This is a genomic window from Mycobacterium timonense (assembly GCF_025821985.1).
Classification (GTDB): Bacteria; Actinomycetota; Actinomycetes; order Mycobacteriales; family Mycobacteriaceae; genus Mycobacterium; species Mycobacterium avium.
The window spans coordinates 447,447-462,596 of the sequence record NZ_JACKSY010000104.1; the positions used below are offsets into that span (position 1 = coordinate 447,447).

15 protein-coding genes are annotated in these 15,150 nt (G+C 70.8%); 6 read left to right on the forward strand and 9 right to left on the reverse strand.

What is annotated here, in order from left to right:
- Positions 1 to 73 precede the first annotated feature (73 nt).
- Both H7I87_RS24705 and H7I87_RS24710 read right to left on the reverse strand, forming a co-directional pair.
- Positions 74 to 2,041, reverse strand: coding sequence for an Hsp70 family protein (locus H7I87_RS24705; RefSeq protein WP_033711179.1), 1,968 nt, complete (start codon positions 2,039 to 2,041; stop codon positions 74 to 76).
- A 156-nt stretch (positions 2,042 to 2,197) separates the two neighbouring features.
- Positions 2,198 to 3,424 (reverse strand): hypothetical protein, encoded by a 1,227-nt coding sequence (locus H7I87_RS24710; protein WP_011726287.1) that lies wholly within the window; start codon positions 3,422 to 3,424, stop codon positions 2,198 to 2,200.
- A gap of 38 nt (positions 3,425 to 3,462) precedes the next feature.
- On the opposite strand from H7I87_RS24710, the gene H7I87_RS24715 reads away from it, so the two are divergent.
- Positions 3,463 to 4,083 carry a TetR/AcrR family transcriptional regulator gene (locus H7I87_RS24715; protein WP_003873923.1) on the forward strand — a complete coding sequence of 207 codons (621 nt, stop codon included), beginning with the start codon at positions 3,463 to 3,465 and terminating at the stop codon, positions 4,081 to 4,083.
- 4 nt (positions 4,084 to 4,087) lie between these two features.
- Complete coding sequence (locus tag H7I87_RS24720) at positions 4,088 to 4,567, forward strand: nuclear transport factor 2 family protein (protein WP_003873924.1); 480 nt, start codon at positions 4,088 to 4,090, stop codon at positions 4,565 to 4,567.
- Between the two features lie 3 nt (positions 4,568 to 4,570).
- Here H7I87_RS24720 and H7I87_RS24725 read toward each other — a convergent pair whose 3' ends face one another.
- Both H7I87_RS24725 and H7I87_RS24730 read right to left on the reverse strand, forming a co-directional pair.
- Complete coding sequence (locus tag H7I87_RS24725) at positions 4,571 to 5,230, reverse strand: L,D-transpeptidase family protein (protein WP_003879195.1); 660 nt, start codon at positions 5,228 to 5,230, stop codon at positions 4,571 to 4,573.
- A gap of 98 nt (positions 5,231 to 5,328) precedes the next feature.
- Positions 5,329 to 5,973, reverse strand: coding sequence for a phosphatase PAP2 family protein (locus tag H7I87_RS24730; protein ID WP_011726289.1), 645 nt, complete (start codon positions 5,971 to 5,973; stop codon positions 5,329 to 5,331).
- Positions 5,974 to 6,031: 58 nt separating this feature from the next.
- Between H7I87_RS24730 and H7I87_RS24735 the strand changes: the two genes are divergently transcribed.
- Positions 6,032 to 6,514: a hypothetical protein gene (locus H7I87_RS24735; protein ID WP_003873927.1), complete on the forward strand. Its 483-nt coding sequence runs from the start codon at positions 6,032 to 6,034 to the stop codon at positions 6,512 to 6,514.
- On the opposite strand, the gene H7I87_RS24740 is transcribed toward H7I87_RS24735, so the two are convergent.
- The gene (locus H7I87_RS24740; RefSeq protein WP_003873928.1) at positions 6,498 to 6,782 is read right to left on the reverse strand and encodes a hypothetical protein; all 285 of its coding nucleotides are present in this window, start codon (positions 6,780 to 6,782) and stop codon (positions 6,498 to 6,500) included. The genes H7I87_RS24735 and H7I87_RS24740 overlap by 17 nt on opposite strands.
- A 56-nt stretch (positions 6,783 to 6,838) precedes the next feature.
- On the opposite strand from H7I87_RS24740, the gene bluB reads away from it, so the two are divergent.
- Positions 6,839 to 7,498, forward strand: coding sequence for a 5,6-dimethylbenzimidazole synthase (gene bluB, locus H7I87_RS24745; RefSeq protein ID WP_019733757.1), 660 nt, complete (start codon positions 6,839 to 6,841; stop codon positions 7,496 to 7,498).
- 69 nt (positions 7,499 to 7,567) lie between these two features.
- Positions 7,568 to 8,998, forward strand: coding sequence for a sulfatase family protein (locus H7I87_RS24750; protein WP_003879192.1), 1,431 nt, complete (start codon positions 7,568 to 7,570; stop codon positions 8,996 to 8,998).
- A 182-nt stretch (positions 8,999 to 9,180) separates the two neighbouring features.
- Here H7I87_RS24750 and H7I87_RS24755 read toward each other — a convergent pair whose 3' ends face one another.
- Entirely contained in the window at positions 9,181 to 9,963 is a 783-nt protein-coding gene (locus H7I87_RS24755) for a trans-aconitate 2-methyltransferase (RefSeq protein WP_011726292.1), read from the reverse strand.
- 169 nt (positions 9,964 to 10,132) lie between these two features.
- On the opposite strand from H7I87_RS24755, the gene H7I87_RS24760 reads away from it, so the two are divergent.
- Positions 10,133 to 11,332, forward strand: a complete 1,200-nt coding sequence (locus tag H7I87_RS24760; protein ID WP_023882285.1) for an alpha/beta hydrolase family protein — start codon at positions 10,133 to 10,135, stop codon at positions 11,330 to 11,332.
- Here H7I87_RS24760 and eccE read toward each other — a convergent pair.
- The 3 genes from eccE to eccD are packed head-to-tail and all read right to left on the reverse strand — an operon-like array spanning position 11,322 to position 15,138.
- Positions 11,322 to 12,314, reverse strand: a complete 993-nt coding sequence (eccE, locus tag H7I87_RS24765; RefSeq protein ID WP_031348226.1) for a type VII secretion protein EccE — start codon at positions 12,312 to 12,314, stop codon at positions 11,322 to 11,324. The genes H7I87_RS24760 and eccE overlap by 11 nt on opposite strands.
- The gene (mycP3, locus tag H7I87_RS24770) at positions 12,311 to 13,717 is read right to left on the reverse strand and encodes a type VII secretion system ESX-3 serine protease mycosin MycP3 (RefSeq protein WP_031348225.1); all 1,407 of its coding nucleotides are present in this window, start codon (positions 13,715 to 13,717) and stop codon (positions 12,311 to 12,313) included. Before mycP3 ends, eccE begins: the two co-directional genes overlap by 4 nt.
- Positions 13,714 to 15,138: a type VII secretion integral membrane protein EccD gene (eccD, locus tag H7I87_RS24775; RefSeq protein WP_003879188.1), complete on the reverse strand. Its 1,425-nt coding sequence runs from the start codon at positions 15,136 to 15,138 to the stop codon at positions 13,714 to 13,716. Before eccD ends, mycP3 begins: the two co-directional genes overlap by 4 nt.
- Positions 15,139 to 15,150: the final 12 nt, after the last annotated feature.

Here is a 15,150-nt window from a genome sequence, read left to right on the forward strand (position 1 = left end):
GCATGAACTTGGTGACACCACGCTACCCGCGCGCGACTCGGCGCGCAGATGGACTGCCTGAGCAGGATGGACGCTAATACCCCGGGCCGTAGTAGGGGTTTTGGGAGTTCCCCGGGTATTGCGGATATTCGTTGCCCGGATATTGCGGGTACTGCGGATACTCGTTCGACGGATACTGCGGCGTCGCGGGAGCCTGCTTCTGCGGCACCGGCACCGGGATCGGAACCGGCAGCAGCGGAACGTGGATCCACTCGGTGGTCATCGGCACCGTGGTGGTGGTGCTGGTGGTGGTCGGCTCCTGCGTCGTCGTCGGTGGCGGCGGTGTGGTGGTGGGCGTCGGACTCGGCGTCGGCGCCGTGGTGGTGAGCGCCGGCGGGGCCGTGGTCGTCGGCGGCGCGGTGTGCCGCGGCGTGTAGGTCGGCGCCGGCGGTGCCGTGGTCACCACGACCGGAGGCGGCGGCGCCGGCGGTGGCGACGGTGGCGGCGGGGGCGGCTGCGGCGGTGGCGGCGCCGGGCTGGGGACCGGTTGCGCGCTGGGCGGTGGCGGCGGGGGCACCGCGGTGGGCGGCGCGACGGCCGACGGCGGCACCACCCGGCTGACCGGCGGCAGCGGGGCGACGGACGGCGCCGGCGGGGCCTGGCGGTTTTCGATCCCGGTCAGCGTGTAGGCCACCCCGCCGATCGCGGTCATGGCGACCGCGGCGGACATCCCGATGATCAACTGGGAGAAGCGAAGTCGCCGCCAGGGCCGCCGCGGTTTGGGCGGGTCGATGACGTTGAGCCGCATCGACCAGCCGGCCGGGCCGTCCTCGTCATAAGTTTCGCCGCCGAACCGCATCCGCAGGTCACCGGGGTATTCGGTTTGCGACCAAGCTAATTCGCGGTCGGTCAGCGCCTCGTCGTCGATCACCAGCACATCGCCGGCGCCCAGGTCGACGACGTCGCCGGCGGCGTCGGCCGCCGCCAGCAGGCCGATCGAGGTGCGCGTGCGCATGTCCAGTTCGCCGCCGCGCGAGGCCAGCAGCAGCGCACCGGCCGCGGCCGCGAACGCCGGCTGCGACGGTGTCAGGATCGGTGTCCGGCCGTGCATCGAAAGTCGTTCCGTGACAAGCGGAATGCGTGCACCGCCACCGACGGTCACCACCGCCGCCAGGTCCGACCAGCTCTTGCGGTAGCGCACCAGCAGGTCGTCGAAGGCATAGATGAAGCCGGTCAGCCGGTCCTGCATCAGCTCTTCGAGATCGTCCTGCGTCAACGTCAGGCTGCAACTGCGCCCGCCGAGTTCGGCGGTGATCTCGGTGACGACGTCGGTGGAAAGCCGTTCCTTGGCGGCGCGGCACTGCTCCCGCAGCGCCGCGAGCTGTCCCACCCCGGCGGTGCTGGCCGGGTCGAGGCCGCTGCCGTGCCCGAGCTCCTCGAACGCCCGCAGCTGCAGCTCCTGGTCGATCTCGTCGCCGGACAGCGCGGTGTATCGCATTGTGGCGCTGACGAGTTCGAAGTCGCCGGCGACGTTCACCAGGGTGGCCGAGGTGCCGCTGCCGCCGAAGTCGAGCAGCCCGACCACGCCCTCGTCGGGCAGACCCAGTTCGGACTTCACCGCAGTCAGCGCGGCGATGGCGTCGCTGACCAGCCGCGGCGCCATGCCGCTGCGGACGAAGCCCAGGTGGGTGCGCAGCGCGTCGCGCAGCGCCTGCACGGTACCGGGTTTCCAGTGCGCCGGGACCGCGATGGAAATCTCCGAAGACGCCGCATCCGCACCGGCGGCGAGCACCATCGCGTCCAGCGCCTCCACCGTCAACAGCTCCGGATCGTGCGCGGAACCGTCCGGCGACACCAGCGCGACCGAATCGCCGATGCGCTCCACAAAGCCCTTCATCGGCACGCCAGGCTCGGCCAGAAGCGGATTCTCTTCGGGCGCACCGATTTTCGGTGCGCAGTGCGGGTAAAGGGTCAGCACACAGCGGCGACTAACCGGTGGGCTTCCATTACGCGCAGCGACCAGGTTGGTGGTCCCGATCGACAACCCGAGCGGGTCGTACATAGAGCGAAAACCTTCGTCTATAGGGGTCGGTGGCCAGCGTCAACCATATCCGTGGACACGCCCAAAGCCGATGGGTTGCAACGTCATCGGTATATGGTCGATGCGGTTGTGTCACCGAAGTGGTACCGCGGACCCCTTGACAAACTCCCGTTGGACTCAGACCACGGTGAGCGGCAGCGATCGTCTGGGCTCGAATTGGAAGGTGGAACCGCCGCTGACCTTGGTCACCGAAACCTCCGGCAGCTCGTCGGCGTCGGTGTCGGTTTCGACGAATTCGGCGGTCCAGTCGGTGTCGGTGCCGCTGACCCGCATGCCGATCCGCGGATTCACCGCGGTGGCGATCGCCTGCAGCGGTTGCACCGAACCCGGCGAGCACAGGGATATCCAGGCGGCGTCGTCGTGCGCCGGTGACCGGTGCACGAGCAGCCGGTTGCCGGCGATTTCGGAGACGACGTAGCCGGCGGGGTTGAGCAGCGGATGCAATTCGAGCACTCGCAGCACCGCGTCGATCCCGCCACCGGATCCGACGGCGCGCTGTATTCGCTCGGCGGCCAGCCCGGCGACGCCAGTCAGGCCGCGGGTGCACACGGACACCGCCTCGGCATCGTCGGCAGCGCGCTTTCGCACCGCGATGGAGAAAGACAGGTACAGCAAGTGCATTTGCAAACAGACCTCGTCGGCGATGCGCACCAGCGCCGAGTGCGAGAACGCGCCGAAGTCAAGGTCGGACAGCAGCGGCCCGGAATAGTCGGCCATGCCCTCGTCCGACGCATCGATCGGGTCGAGTTCCCAACCGGCAGCGCGGGTTTGGCGCACGATGTGCAGCGCCGGGATAGGCTGGGCCTCCGGATAGGACTCGTCGATGATCACGGTCCACGCGCAGTGCGGATGCCGGTCCGCGGGTTCGCGGGGCGGGCGGTGGATGGGCCGCACCTGGGCGCGCGGATTGGTGGCCACCGCGGTGGCGTCGAAGGTCGGGTCCTCGATGGTGTGGCACATCCCGAACACGTAGTCCGGGCCCATCGGTTCGACGTCGAGCAGCGCCCCGCAATGGTCGAGCTGAAACTCGCCGTGCCAGCGGTCGTGCACGGTGTAGCGGAAATCCATGAATTGCGGCGGCGCGCCGATGTCGAGCTGCAGCCCCTTGAAGATCGTGATGACGTCGTCGCCCTCGTAGCCCAGCGCCCGCTGCATGCGCCGGGTGTAGATCGGGCTGGCGCCGGCCCACTCCTCGATGGCGATCTGCACCATCTCGTCGCGGCCGAAGGAGCTGATGCACCAGGCCATGCCGGAGCGGTCCATCATCTGGCCGATCAGCAGCAGTTCGGGGACCAGGACGGCCAGCTCGGACCGGGACAGGCGGGCATACGGAGATTGGGCCACGGCCCAAAAATAGACTCGGCTATGTTATAAAGTCAACAATGTCCATTGCCGCAGGCCAGCAGCCCGGTCGCCCCGCGGGGCCCACCAGGCGGACGACCGCGCCGCGCAAGCGCGGCGACGACACGCGGGCCAGGATCATCGACGAGACGGTCCGCTGCATCATCGAGGAGGGGTTCGCCGCCGCCACCGCCAAGCACGTGGCCGAGCGGGCGGGAGTGACCTGGGGCGTCATCCAGTACCACTTCGGCGACCGCAACGGCCTGCTGATGGCCGTGGTGGACGACGGGGTGGCCCGGCTGGTGGAAAGCCTGTCGTCGGCCGACGTCAGCGAGTTGCCGCTGCGGCAGCGCGTCGAGGTCGTCATCGACACCGCGTGGAGCTGCTACAGCAGCCCCACGTCGATGGCGGCGTTCGAGATCCTGCACGCCACCCGGGGCGCGCTGGGAGACTCGTCGCGCCGCCACCTGCTGGACATGAACGCCGCGATCGGCCAGCTCGGCCGGCTGATCACCACGGATCCGGCGAATGCCGGTGTGGCCGAGGTGATTTGGGCGACGCTGCGCGGGGTTGTGCTGGCGCAGATGGTGATCGGGACGACCGTCGATTGGAGCCTGGAACGGCGTGCCCTGATCGACATGGTCACCCGTGTGCTGCAATGATCCGATGACCCTCGACGACCTGGCCGACATCGAAGCCATCAAGCAAGTCAAATACCGCTATCTGCGCGCGCTGGACACCAAGCACTGGGACGATTTCGCCGACACCCTCGCCGAGGACATCACGGCCGACTACGGCCCCTCGATCGGCAACGAACTGCACTTCACCAACCGCGCCGAGCTGGTCGAGTACATGCGAACCTCGCTGCCCGCGAACGTCATCACCGAACACCGGGTCACTCATCCCGACATCGTCGTAGACGGCGACACCGCCACGGGCAGTTGGTATCTGCAGGACCGGGTGATGGTCGCCGAGCTCAATTTCATGCTGATCGGCGCGGCCTTCTACCGCGACACCTACCGGCGCACCGAGCGGGGGTGGAAGATCAGCGGCACCGGCTACGACCGCACCTATGACGCCACCATGTCGTTGGAGGGGCTGAACTTCACGCTCAAGCCGGGCCGGGCCATCGCCGGGGCGGACTGAGCGTCACTTGGTGATCGCGATGACCGCGCCGGGCCGCAACCATTTCATGATCGACACCAGCTGAGCGTCGTCGACCGCCACGCAACCCTCGGTGGGTTTGCCGTCGGTGGTGTGAAAGAAGAACGCGGCGCCGCCGCCGGGGGTCTTGTTCTTGTTGACGCCCATCACCACCGCGTGCTTGTACTGCGGGATCTGCAGGTTCTCGCTCTCGGCGGTGTTGAACGGGCACTGGGCTTTCGGGCACACCTGCATGGAGTTGAAGGTGGGGCTGTGGTCGTCGCCGCTCCACCAGTAGTTGGGCCCGACGATCTGGGTGTAGGGCAGCCCGGTGCCGGGGTTGGGCGCGGTGCCGAAGGCGGAGTCCAGGCTGTAGACCCCCATCGGGGTGGCCGGAACGCCGCTCTTGGCCTGCGGCGCCATCCCGGCCGAGCCGACGTGGGTGGGCACGCCGGAGCGCAGCGACTGCCAGCCGGTGCCGGTGCGCTGGAAGATCTCCATGGTGGCGTTCGAGCCGCCGGTGCTGACCACCGAAACCACTTGTGTCGCATTGCCAACCGCGTTGGCGAACCAGGGAGCGCCGGCCGCGGCACTGATCGGCGAGAGCACCACCGAGGCGACGATCACGCACGCCGCAGCGCACAGTGACGTGAGCAGTCGGTGCATGCACTCCATCGTCGGACCGGCCCGTCCCGAGGGTCAAGTAAAGCTTTAGACCCGGTTAGGTCACCGCGCCGTGACCAAAAGCCCGCCGCCGCACGGCTTTAGCCCGAGCGGTCCGGAGCCGAAGGCCGAAACACCAAGAGACACAACAGGAAATACAGATAGCCCAGCGACCAGCCGGCCAGCACATCGGACGGGTAGTGCACGTTCAGCATCACCCGGGACAGCCCGACCGCCGGCAGCGCCACCGCGACCGCGGCGACGAGGAGGCCGCGCAGCACCCGGTTCAGCATCGGCAGCGCGAACAACGTCATGGCCAACAGACCGGCCGTCGCCTCGAGCGCGTGTCCGGACGGAAACGACGTCGAGGCCGCGCCGACCAGCGCGGTCGGCGGCCGCGGCCGGTCGACCAGCGCCTTGGCCCCGGCGGTGACCAGCTCGTTGCACGGCGCGCAGGCCAGCGCCAGCACCAGCGCGGCCCGCAGCCGGCGCAGCACCACCGCGCACAGCGTTACCGCGATGCCCAGCACCGCCAGCGTGCCCGGGCCCAGCACCACCGACACCACCTCGGCCGCGCGCAGCCAGCCCGGGTGTTTGACCGCGAGGTCACGCGTGCCGTTCAGCAACGACCAGTCCATCCGCGCCAGCCAGCCCCAGCCGTGCCGGTAGCCGATCCACATCACCGCGTACACCGCCGTGGCCAGCAGGGCGATCGCCGCGGCGGGCGCGGGCCTCGGTCGCATCATTGCCCCATCGATACCAGCACGGCCGCGCGACGGCACGCGCGCCGTCATACTGGGCAGCATGGCCGTGTTTGTCCGTAGGTTGTTCGGCATCGGCAAGCTGCCCGACGACCTGCATGCCCAGGTCGAGGCGGAAGGCCTTATCTACCTTGCCGATTACGTCGCGGTGACCCGGCGATTCAGCGGCACCATCCCGGGCGTGCGGCTGCCGCACAGCGTCGCCAGCTACACGGGGTCGCTGGTGTTCACCTCCGAGCGGGTGCTGGCGACGCTGTCCATGCTGCCCCGGCTGGCCGGCCCGACCGTCAACGTCGCCTGGGACGCGCCGCAGACCGGGGCGGCCCAGGTGGAGATTTCCTCGACGGGATTGCAGGTGGACGTCGACGTCTCGCGGGTCGACGAGAAATTCAGCGGCGAGTTGTCACTGCACTACAAGGTCGCCATTCCCGCCGATGTGCTCAGCGGCCTGCCGCGCCACTCGCTGGCCTTCGACATGCCGCCGGAGTACGTGTTCCGCGCGGTCGGCGTTACCTATAGTCCCTGATCGTAATCCGCGGCCAGGGCGGCTGGCGCAGCACCGCCAGGCTGCCGATCACCGCCGCCAGCAGGCCGGTGATCACCCCGATCAGCGCCACCCGGCCGGTGTCCACGGCCGGCGTCCAGCGGGCCTGGCCGTCACGGATGGTGAAGACCCCCGGCGGTTTGCCGACCACGATGACGGTGGTGCCGTCCGGGGTCTGGTAGGGCTCGCCGTAGCCGCGGTCGGCGCCGCGGTCGGCGGCCAGTTGCTCGAGGACGTCGGAAGGCTTCACGGGCCACTCCCTTCAAGACACGATCCACGCTAGCCCGGATTTCCTACGATGGCTGCGTGACCGGTCCGGCTTTCAGTCCGCAGGAGCGACGGGCGGTCTATCGCGTCATCGCCGAACGGCGCGACATGCGCCGCTTCGTTGCGGGCGCGGTGGTGGACGAGCAGGTGCTGGCGCGGCTGCTGGCCGCCGCGCACGCCGCGCCCAGCGTGGGGCTGATGCAGCCGTGGCGCTTCATCCGGATCACCGACGCTGCGCTGCGCCGGCGCATTCACGCCCTCGTCGAGCAGGAACGGCCGCGCACCGCCGCCGCCCTGGGCGAGCGGGCGCAGGAGTTCCTGGCGCTCAAGGTGGAGGGCATCCTGGAGTGCGCCGAGCTTCTCGTGGTGGCCCTGGGCGACGACCGCGACAAGCACGTCTTCGGCCGGCGGACGTTGCCGCAGATGGACCTGGCGTCGGTGTCGTGCGCCATCCAGAATCTGTGGCTGGCGGCCCGGGCCGAAGGCCTGGGCATGGGCTGGGTGTCGCTGTTCGAGCCGCGGCCGCTGGCGGAGCTGCTCGGGTTGCCGGACGGCGCCGAACCGGTGGCCATCCTGTGCCTGGGACCGGTGCCCGAATTCCCCGATCGCCCGGCGCTGGAGCTGGACGGCTGGGCCACGCCGCGGCCGCTGGCGGAGTTCGTCTGCGAAAACCGGTGGGCGCAACCGCAGCTGCCCTGACCGGTCGGCGCGGCGGGAGTCGTCGCGGCATGTTGCGGTATCGTCGCCGGTCGCAAGGCAATGTGAGAGGTGACGCAATTGACGCCGGGCGACGCTGGCGACCGCAACGACGCGGGCCGCAAGGACAACGTGCTGATCGTGCACTGGCACGACCTGGGGCGCTACCTGGGCGCCTACGGCCACCGGGACGTGTCCAGCCCGCGCCTGGACCGCCTTGCCGCCGAGGGCATCCTGTTCACCCGGGCGCACGCCACCGCGCCGCTGTGCTCGCCGTCGCGGGGATCGCTGTTCACCGGCCGCTATCCGCAGACCAACGGACTGATCGGGCTGGCCCATCACGGCTGGGAATACCGCAGCGGGATTCGCACCCTGCCCCAGATACTGTCCGAAGCGGGTTGGTACTCGGCGCTTTTCGGCATGCAACACGAGACCTCCTATCCGAAGCGGTTGGGGTTCGACGAGTTCGACGTGTCGAATTCCTATTGTGACTACGTGGCGCAGCGGGCCGACGAGTGGCTGCGGCAGAGCGCTGAAGGTGTTGTGGGGCAACCGTTTCTGCTGACCGCCGGCTTCTTCGAGACGCACCGGCCATATCCGGAGGACCGGTACCCGCCGGCGGACAGCGCCGAGGTGCAACCGCCCGACTACCTCCCGGACACCCCGGAGGTGCGCGGCGACCTGGCCGCCTTCTACGGGGCCATCAGCACGGCCGACGCCGCGGTGGGCCGGCTGCTGGACACGCTGGCCGACACCGGTTTGGACGCCAGCACCTGGGTGGTGTTCTTCACCGATCACGGGCCGGCGTTCCCGCGGGCGAAATCCACGCTGTACGACGCCGGCACCGGCATCGGCATGATCGTCCGGCCGCCCACCGGCCGGGGACTGCCGCCCCGGGTGTACGACGAGTTGTTCAGCGCGGTCGATCTGGTGCCAACCCTGTTGGGGCTGTTGGGAATCAGCGTGCCGCCCGATGTCGACGGCGTGTCGCACGCGTCCGCGCTGCTGCGGCCGGATCCGGATGCCGCGCCGGTGCGCGAGCACGTGTACACGATGAAGACCTACCACGACTCGTTCGATCCGATTCGCGCGATTCGCACCAAGGATTACAGCTACATCGAGAACTACGCGTCGCGGCCGCTGCTGGAACTGCCCTGGGACATCGAGGAGAGCCCGTCCGGGATGGCGGTGGCGCCGTTGGTCACCGCGCCGCGGCCCGAGCGTGAACTCTACGATCTGCGCGCAGACCCCACCGAAATCACCAACCTGCTCGCCGGAGATGACGCCGACGCCGACGAGGTCGCCGCCAATCTTGCTGTGCTGCTGCATGATTGGCGTCAGCGCACCGGGGACGTGATTCCCTCGGAGTTCGCCGGCACCCGCATCGCGGCGCGCTACACCGAAACGTATCTGCAGATTCACCACGGCGCCCGGCCGACCGCCCGCTCGGCCATCGCCGCCGACCGGGGCATCGAGGAGGAGGGCAACCCCGCGCAGCGGTAGTTGCGGTCATCGTGACGCGAAGTCGCCGCCCGGGCGCCGCGCCCAGTGTGGGGCCTACGCACGTGTCCCGTTCGTTTTTCGTACCTGCCCCACACGCTCGGCGCGCGGGGCCGGCGCGGTGCTCGGCGCGCGGGGCCGGCGCGGGGCGGCGCGCGGGGCCGGCGCGGGGCGGCGCGCGGGAGCTAGGCGGCCGGGCGGCCGGAGCCGACCTCGGCGACGATGAAGACCCGCCGGAACGGGAAGATCGTCGTCCCGTCGGCGCGCGGCGGGTAGGCGTCGCGCAGCAGCGGGATCAGCTCCTCGCGGAACTGCTCCCAGGCGTCGTCGTCGAGCCGCTCGCGCACCGGGACCAGCGCGGTGCCGGTGATCCACTCCAGCACCGGATGCTCACCGGTCAGCTGGTGCAGATAGGTGGTCTCCCAGACGTCGACCTTGCAGCCCGCATCCAGCAGCATGTTGGCGTAGTGGGTCGGCGGCTGAACCACCGCGCCCACCCGAAAAGGTATGTCGCGCAACAACTTCGCGTACGGCTCCCGGCGGGCCAGGGCGCGCACCGCGGCGTAGGACGGGGACTCGAAGTTGCCCGGCATCTGCACCCCGATCCACGACCCGGGCGCCAGCTGCCCGGCCCAGCGCAGCAGCAGGTCGGAGTGTTCGGGCACCCAGTGCAGGGCGGCGTTGCTGACCACCACGTCGGTGTCGGGCTTGGGTTTCCAGTTGCGCAGATCGCCTGTGACGGCGTCGATGCCGCGCTCCTTGGCCGCGGCGACCATCTCCGGGGAGCTGTCCATCGCCTCGATGACCGCGTCCGGCCAGCGCCGGCCCAGGTACTTGGTCAGGTGGCCCGGCCCGCACCCGAGATCGACGACGCGGCGCGCCCGCTCGGCGCCCACCCGCGACAGCAGATCGTAGAAGGGACGGGCCCGATGGTCGGCAAAGGCCAGGTAGACGTCCGGATCCCACATGTCGGTCCTCCTGATCAACGCGCCGTCGCTAGCCGGCCGATGCACACCGTAGTACCCCAATGGTGCGCCTCGACACCGCCCCTGCGTGGGCCCGAGATGACATCACGGCGAAGCGAAACGGGCCGAACGCTGTAGGAAGCGCGCGACGGCCGGGCTAGCATCGGCGTTCGTGGCGCCCGACTTGGATCCGTTCGACCCGCCCATCCCCGTTCCAGACGTTCCCGGCGCCGATGTACCGCCCGGCGCCGGCGGATTACCCCCCACTTCGGCGTTGTCGCCTCGTCAGCGAATGGTAGTCGAGGCCTCGGCCCTGGGCGATCTGGCCCTGCGCACCTGGGTGGCCTCGCTGCTGTCCACCACGGTGGCGCCGTTCGTGGTCGCCAACGCGCTACGGCACGCCGACGCCGCCACCGAACGCGCCAATCTCGAGTTCTACGCCGAGCTGGGCGCGGCGGCCGACCCCGACCGGTCCTTTCCGCCGCCCACCGAACCGCCCCGGGTCACCTCCCGACGGGCCAGCCCGTTGGCCGAATGGGTGGCCCGCGGCACGGTGGACAACCTCGCGTTCGACAGCAGCTTCACCGCGGTCAACCCGGCCATGCGGGCGCGCTGGCGCGGGTGGGGCCGCAACAACGTAGTGCGCGCGCAGCATTGGCGCCACGACGACGGGCCGCGGCCCACGCTGTGCGTCATCCACGGTTTCCTGGGGTCGTCGTATCTGGCCAACGGACGGTTCTTTTCGTTGCCCTGGTACTACCGGGCCGGCTACGACGTGTTGATGTACACCTTGCCTTTTCACGGCAAGCGGGCCGAAAGGTTCTCGCCCTTCAGCGGTTTCGGCTATTTCGCCGGTGGACTCAGCGGCTTCGCCGAGGCGATGGCCCAGGCCGTGCACGACTTTCGTTCGCTCATCGACTATCTGCGCCACACCGGTGTCGAGCGCATCGCGCTCACCGGCATCTCGCTGGGCGGCTACACCTCGGCGCTGGTGGCCTCGGTGGACGATCGGCTCGAGGCCGTCATCCCCAACTGTCCCGTCGTCACCCCGGCGACGCTGTTCGACGAATGGTTCCCGGCCAACAAGCTGGTCGGGCTGGGCCTGCGATCGTCCGACATCAGCCGCGCGCAGTTGGCCGCCGGGTTGGCCTACCACTGCCCGCTCACCTACCGGCCGGTGCTGGCCAAAGACCGGCGGATGATCATCACCGGCCTCGGTGACCGGATGGCCCCGCCCGAGCACGCCGTCAAGCTATGGCAGCACTGGGATCATTGTGCGCTGCACTGGTTTCCGGGCAGCCACGTGCTGCACATCAGCCAGCTGGACTACCTGCGCCGGATGACCGCGTTCCTGCAGCAGGTCATGTTCTAGCGGCGGCGACGGTGTCGGCGTCACCGGCCGGCGCACCCTGGGTGGGCCAGTGCAGCCGGTCGAGCAGGTCCGCGGGCGCCGCGGTGTGCCCGTCCAGCCGCCCGGTCGACAACAGGTCCAGGGCGGTCAGCGCGGGCAGATGATTGCCCCGTTGCGGGATCAGCCCGGCCAGCGGCGCCCCGCGGTCCGGGGCGGTGTCGGTCTGGAAAGCGCATGCCACGGCGATCGTCGGCGCCGCCTTGTCCCCGGCGATCTCCAGCGCGACGCAGCTTTCGCGCGCCGGGTACGAGCGGATCGCCTCCAACGTCTCCGGCAGCGACTCGTCCACCGGGATCTGGTATGCGGCAAGGTAATCCGACGGGCCGCGCTGCACCCCGCGCCATCTCTCGCGCGGGTTGGACGTCAACAGGCGGGGGACGTCGTCGGGCGGGACAACACCGGCCTCCCAGCCGGTCTCCCGCAGGTGGTCGGCCAGCCGGCGGGCGGCGACCTGCGCGGTCTCGGCCAACGGGATGCGCGGCGAGCGCGCCTGCAGTGCGGCGAGGTTGTCCGGCGCCGACACGGTGAGCCCGATCCAGGTTTGGCGCCGGGACTCGTCGGAGGCGTTGTCGCGGCTGGTGATTCGGACCTTGTCCGCACGGATGCCGTAGCGGTCCAGGTAGCCGGCGATCAGCGGCAGCGGCAGCGCGTCGGAGCCGTCGGCGGGCGCACCGACGCGGATCAGGACGGTGGTGGCCGGGTCGGGACGCTGCGGGCGCACCGCATTGTGCCGCCCGATCATCGCCAGCCGGCGGCGCAGCAGGGTGGTGAAGTACAGCCCGCCCCACCAACCGAACAGCACGATCAGCACCGCGGCCGCGATGCCCAGCAGCCAGTAGTCGCGCGGCGAGTGCCACGGGTAGGCCATCGCCGCGGGCACAACGGCCAACAGCGCCAACGTGATTCGCCCGCTTCCGGGCGTCGGTATCCGATGCTTGCTCACGGGCTGGGGTCCTTTCGTCGGCGTGCCGCGAGGGCGGTGACCGCGCCGGCCACCGCGACCAGCACGGCCAGGGCGGCGGTGCCGGCCACCGCCACGGTGCGGGGTGTGGTGTCGGGGGGCGCCGGCGCGGGCGGCACGGCGATCGGCTTGGCCGCCGGGCCCGGCTGATCGCCGGCGGGCAGTTGCCAGGTCAGCGCCGCCACCGGGTCCACGCTGCCCGCGCCCACCACGTTGGACGGGTCGCGGGCGCCGTTGTGCGCGGTTGCGGTGATCCGATGCACCACCGCGGTGGCGGACAGGTCGGGATACTTGCTGCGCACCAGCGCGGCGACGCCCGCGACGTAACCGGCCGCGTAGCCGGTGCCGTTGAGGGCGGCCAGCTGCTGGTGTTCGTCGGGCAGGCCGTTGGTCAGGCCGGCGCCGTCGCCGTTGCCGATCGACACGATGCGTTCGCCGGGCGCCGCAACCCCCACCCACGGGCCGGCCACGGTGAACTTCGACGGTTGACCGTCCGGGGTCAGCGAGGCCACCGACAGCACGTAGGGCTGCCACCACGACGGGATGGACAGCGAGGTGACGCCGGCCCAATTGCGTGGATCGTTCGGGCGGCTCAGGTCGGTGAGCGGATTGGACTCACACGACGTTCCGCCGGCGAACGATCCGGTCGGCCCGCTGTCGCCGGCGGCGGCGACGATCACCGCGTCCTTGTCCACGGCCGCATAGCGCACGGCGGCGCCCAGGGCGGCCTGGTCGACGGGGCGGTCCACCGGCAGGCAGGTGGCCGAGCCGACGTCGATCACCCGGGCGCCCAGGTCGGCCGCGTGCACGATCGCGCGGGCGAGCGTGCCGACCTCCGCGGCCGCCCGCGCCAGCAGCGGATCGCCGCCCGGGGTGCGCGGCGAGAACTTGGCCGAGGTGGTCCTGATCGACACCACGCGCGCCGCGGGGGCGACGCCGGCGAACCCGTCGTCGGGCGACGGCTGGCCCGCGACGAGGCCGGCCAGCAGCGTCCCGTGCCCGTCGCAGTCGGTCAGGCCGTCGGTGGTCTCGACGAAATCGCCGCCCGGTTCGACGTTGGGTAGCCGCGGGCCGGGCCGCACCCCGGTGTCCAGCACCGCGACCAGCTGACCGTCACCGCGGGAAAACCGCCATGCCGCAGGAAGATTCAGCGCCGACTGGCTGGGTGTGACGGCGGCCGGCTCGCTGCCCGGGATCACCCCGGAGGTGGTACAAGGTGCGCGCTGCTCCATCGGCTGCCCCGGGCCGGGCGCCCCGCTCGGTGGCGGGACCCCCGGATCGACCGTCGGCGGGCTGATCGCGAGGGCCGGCGGACTCGCCCACGTCGCGGTGGCGGGCAACAACGCCAACACCGCCGCGAGGCAGGCCGATGCCGGCCGAATCATCGATCGAGCACCCAGCCGAACAGGCCGACCACGAACGCCATGACCGGGATCAGCGACGCATCGAGCCCGGTCGCGACGAAGCCGACCAACCGGCGCACCGGCAGCGAATAGCTTTCCGGCGCGGCGATACCCGGGTTCAGGGCCACCACGATCCACACCGCCACCAGCGCCAGCAGCACCAGCACCGCGCCGAGGGCGCCCGCATACCGGCCGGTCGCGGTGTAGAGCACCAGCAGCACACCGGCGGCCAGGTACGGCTGGGCGAGCAGCCACGCCTTGCACGCGGCCGAGTCCCACACCCGGGCGCGCAGCACCGACGTCGCCGCCGTCGCCCCCACCACGTACCAGCCTGCGGCACTGAGTGTTTCGGGCCGCAGCGCGATCGCCACCGAGCCCAGCACGCTGAGCAGCACCGCGGCGGCGATGAACCCGCTCTGGTGGGCGTCGCCGATCCGCACCCGCCGCGGCAGGTCCTCGAGCACCGGCAACGGGGGCGCCGACGGCGTGGGGTCGCCCGGCGCCGGAATGACCGGCAGCGGGAAGCGGGCCCACAGCGCGGACAGCGGCGCGGCTTCCACGGTGACCAGAAGCGCGGCCACGATCAGGCCGCAGCCGAGCGCGACGGGCGTGATGTGCCAAAGCAATTCGGCGCCCGCGGCCAGCAGCACCGCGGCGCCCAGCACCGCCGTCGCGGTGAAGAAGCCGGCGAGGCGTTCCCGCTCGGCGCTGGGCGCCATCAGGGCGATCAGCGACCAGGCGGTGACACCCGCCGCGGCCAGCATCACCTGCGCGGGACCGAACCGGCCCGGCACCGCCAGCGCCAGCGCCGCGCCGATGGGCACCAGCGCCGCGATCGAGAGCGCCATCCCGGTGCGCGGCGAGCGGGCGGTGGCCAGCAGGCCGACTATCGCGGTCAGTGCCGCCACCGCGCTGACCGCGACCAGCCCGGCCAGCGCCCCGGTGGCGACCCGGTAGCTGACCGACAGTCCGGTCGCCAGTAGGGCCACCGCGATCACCGCGGCCAGCGCGAAACGCTGGATATGCGTTGTGCCCCAAGGCCGTAGCCGCGAGGTGGAGAAGATCATGGCCGCGTCAGCGATGTCCTCCACGATGCCGGGCGCGGCCGGGCCGGCCGGCACCGGTTGCAGGGCCAGCAGGTCACCGTCGACGACGCCGACCGTGTCCAGGCTGGCGTCCAGGCTGAACGGCGCCCCGCCGATGGGCGCCAGGCTCAGTTGCACCGCCCCGCCGACCTCTGCGGCGCCCCGCGACGGGGCGCCGTCCTCCGAGTCGCCGTTGGCGGCGGCCGGAACCACCAAACGCTGTACGGCGGGCAGGATCTCGCGTAGCGGCAGCTCGGCGGGCAGGGCCATCTCCGTCAGCCTGCTGTCCGCCAGTATTGCCACCCGGACGATCGGCATGACGGTTCCGGA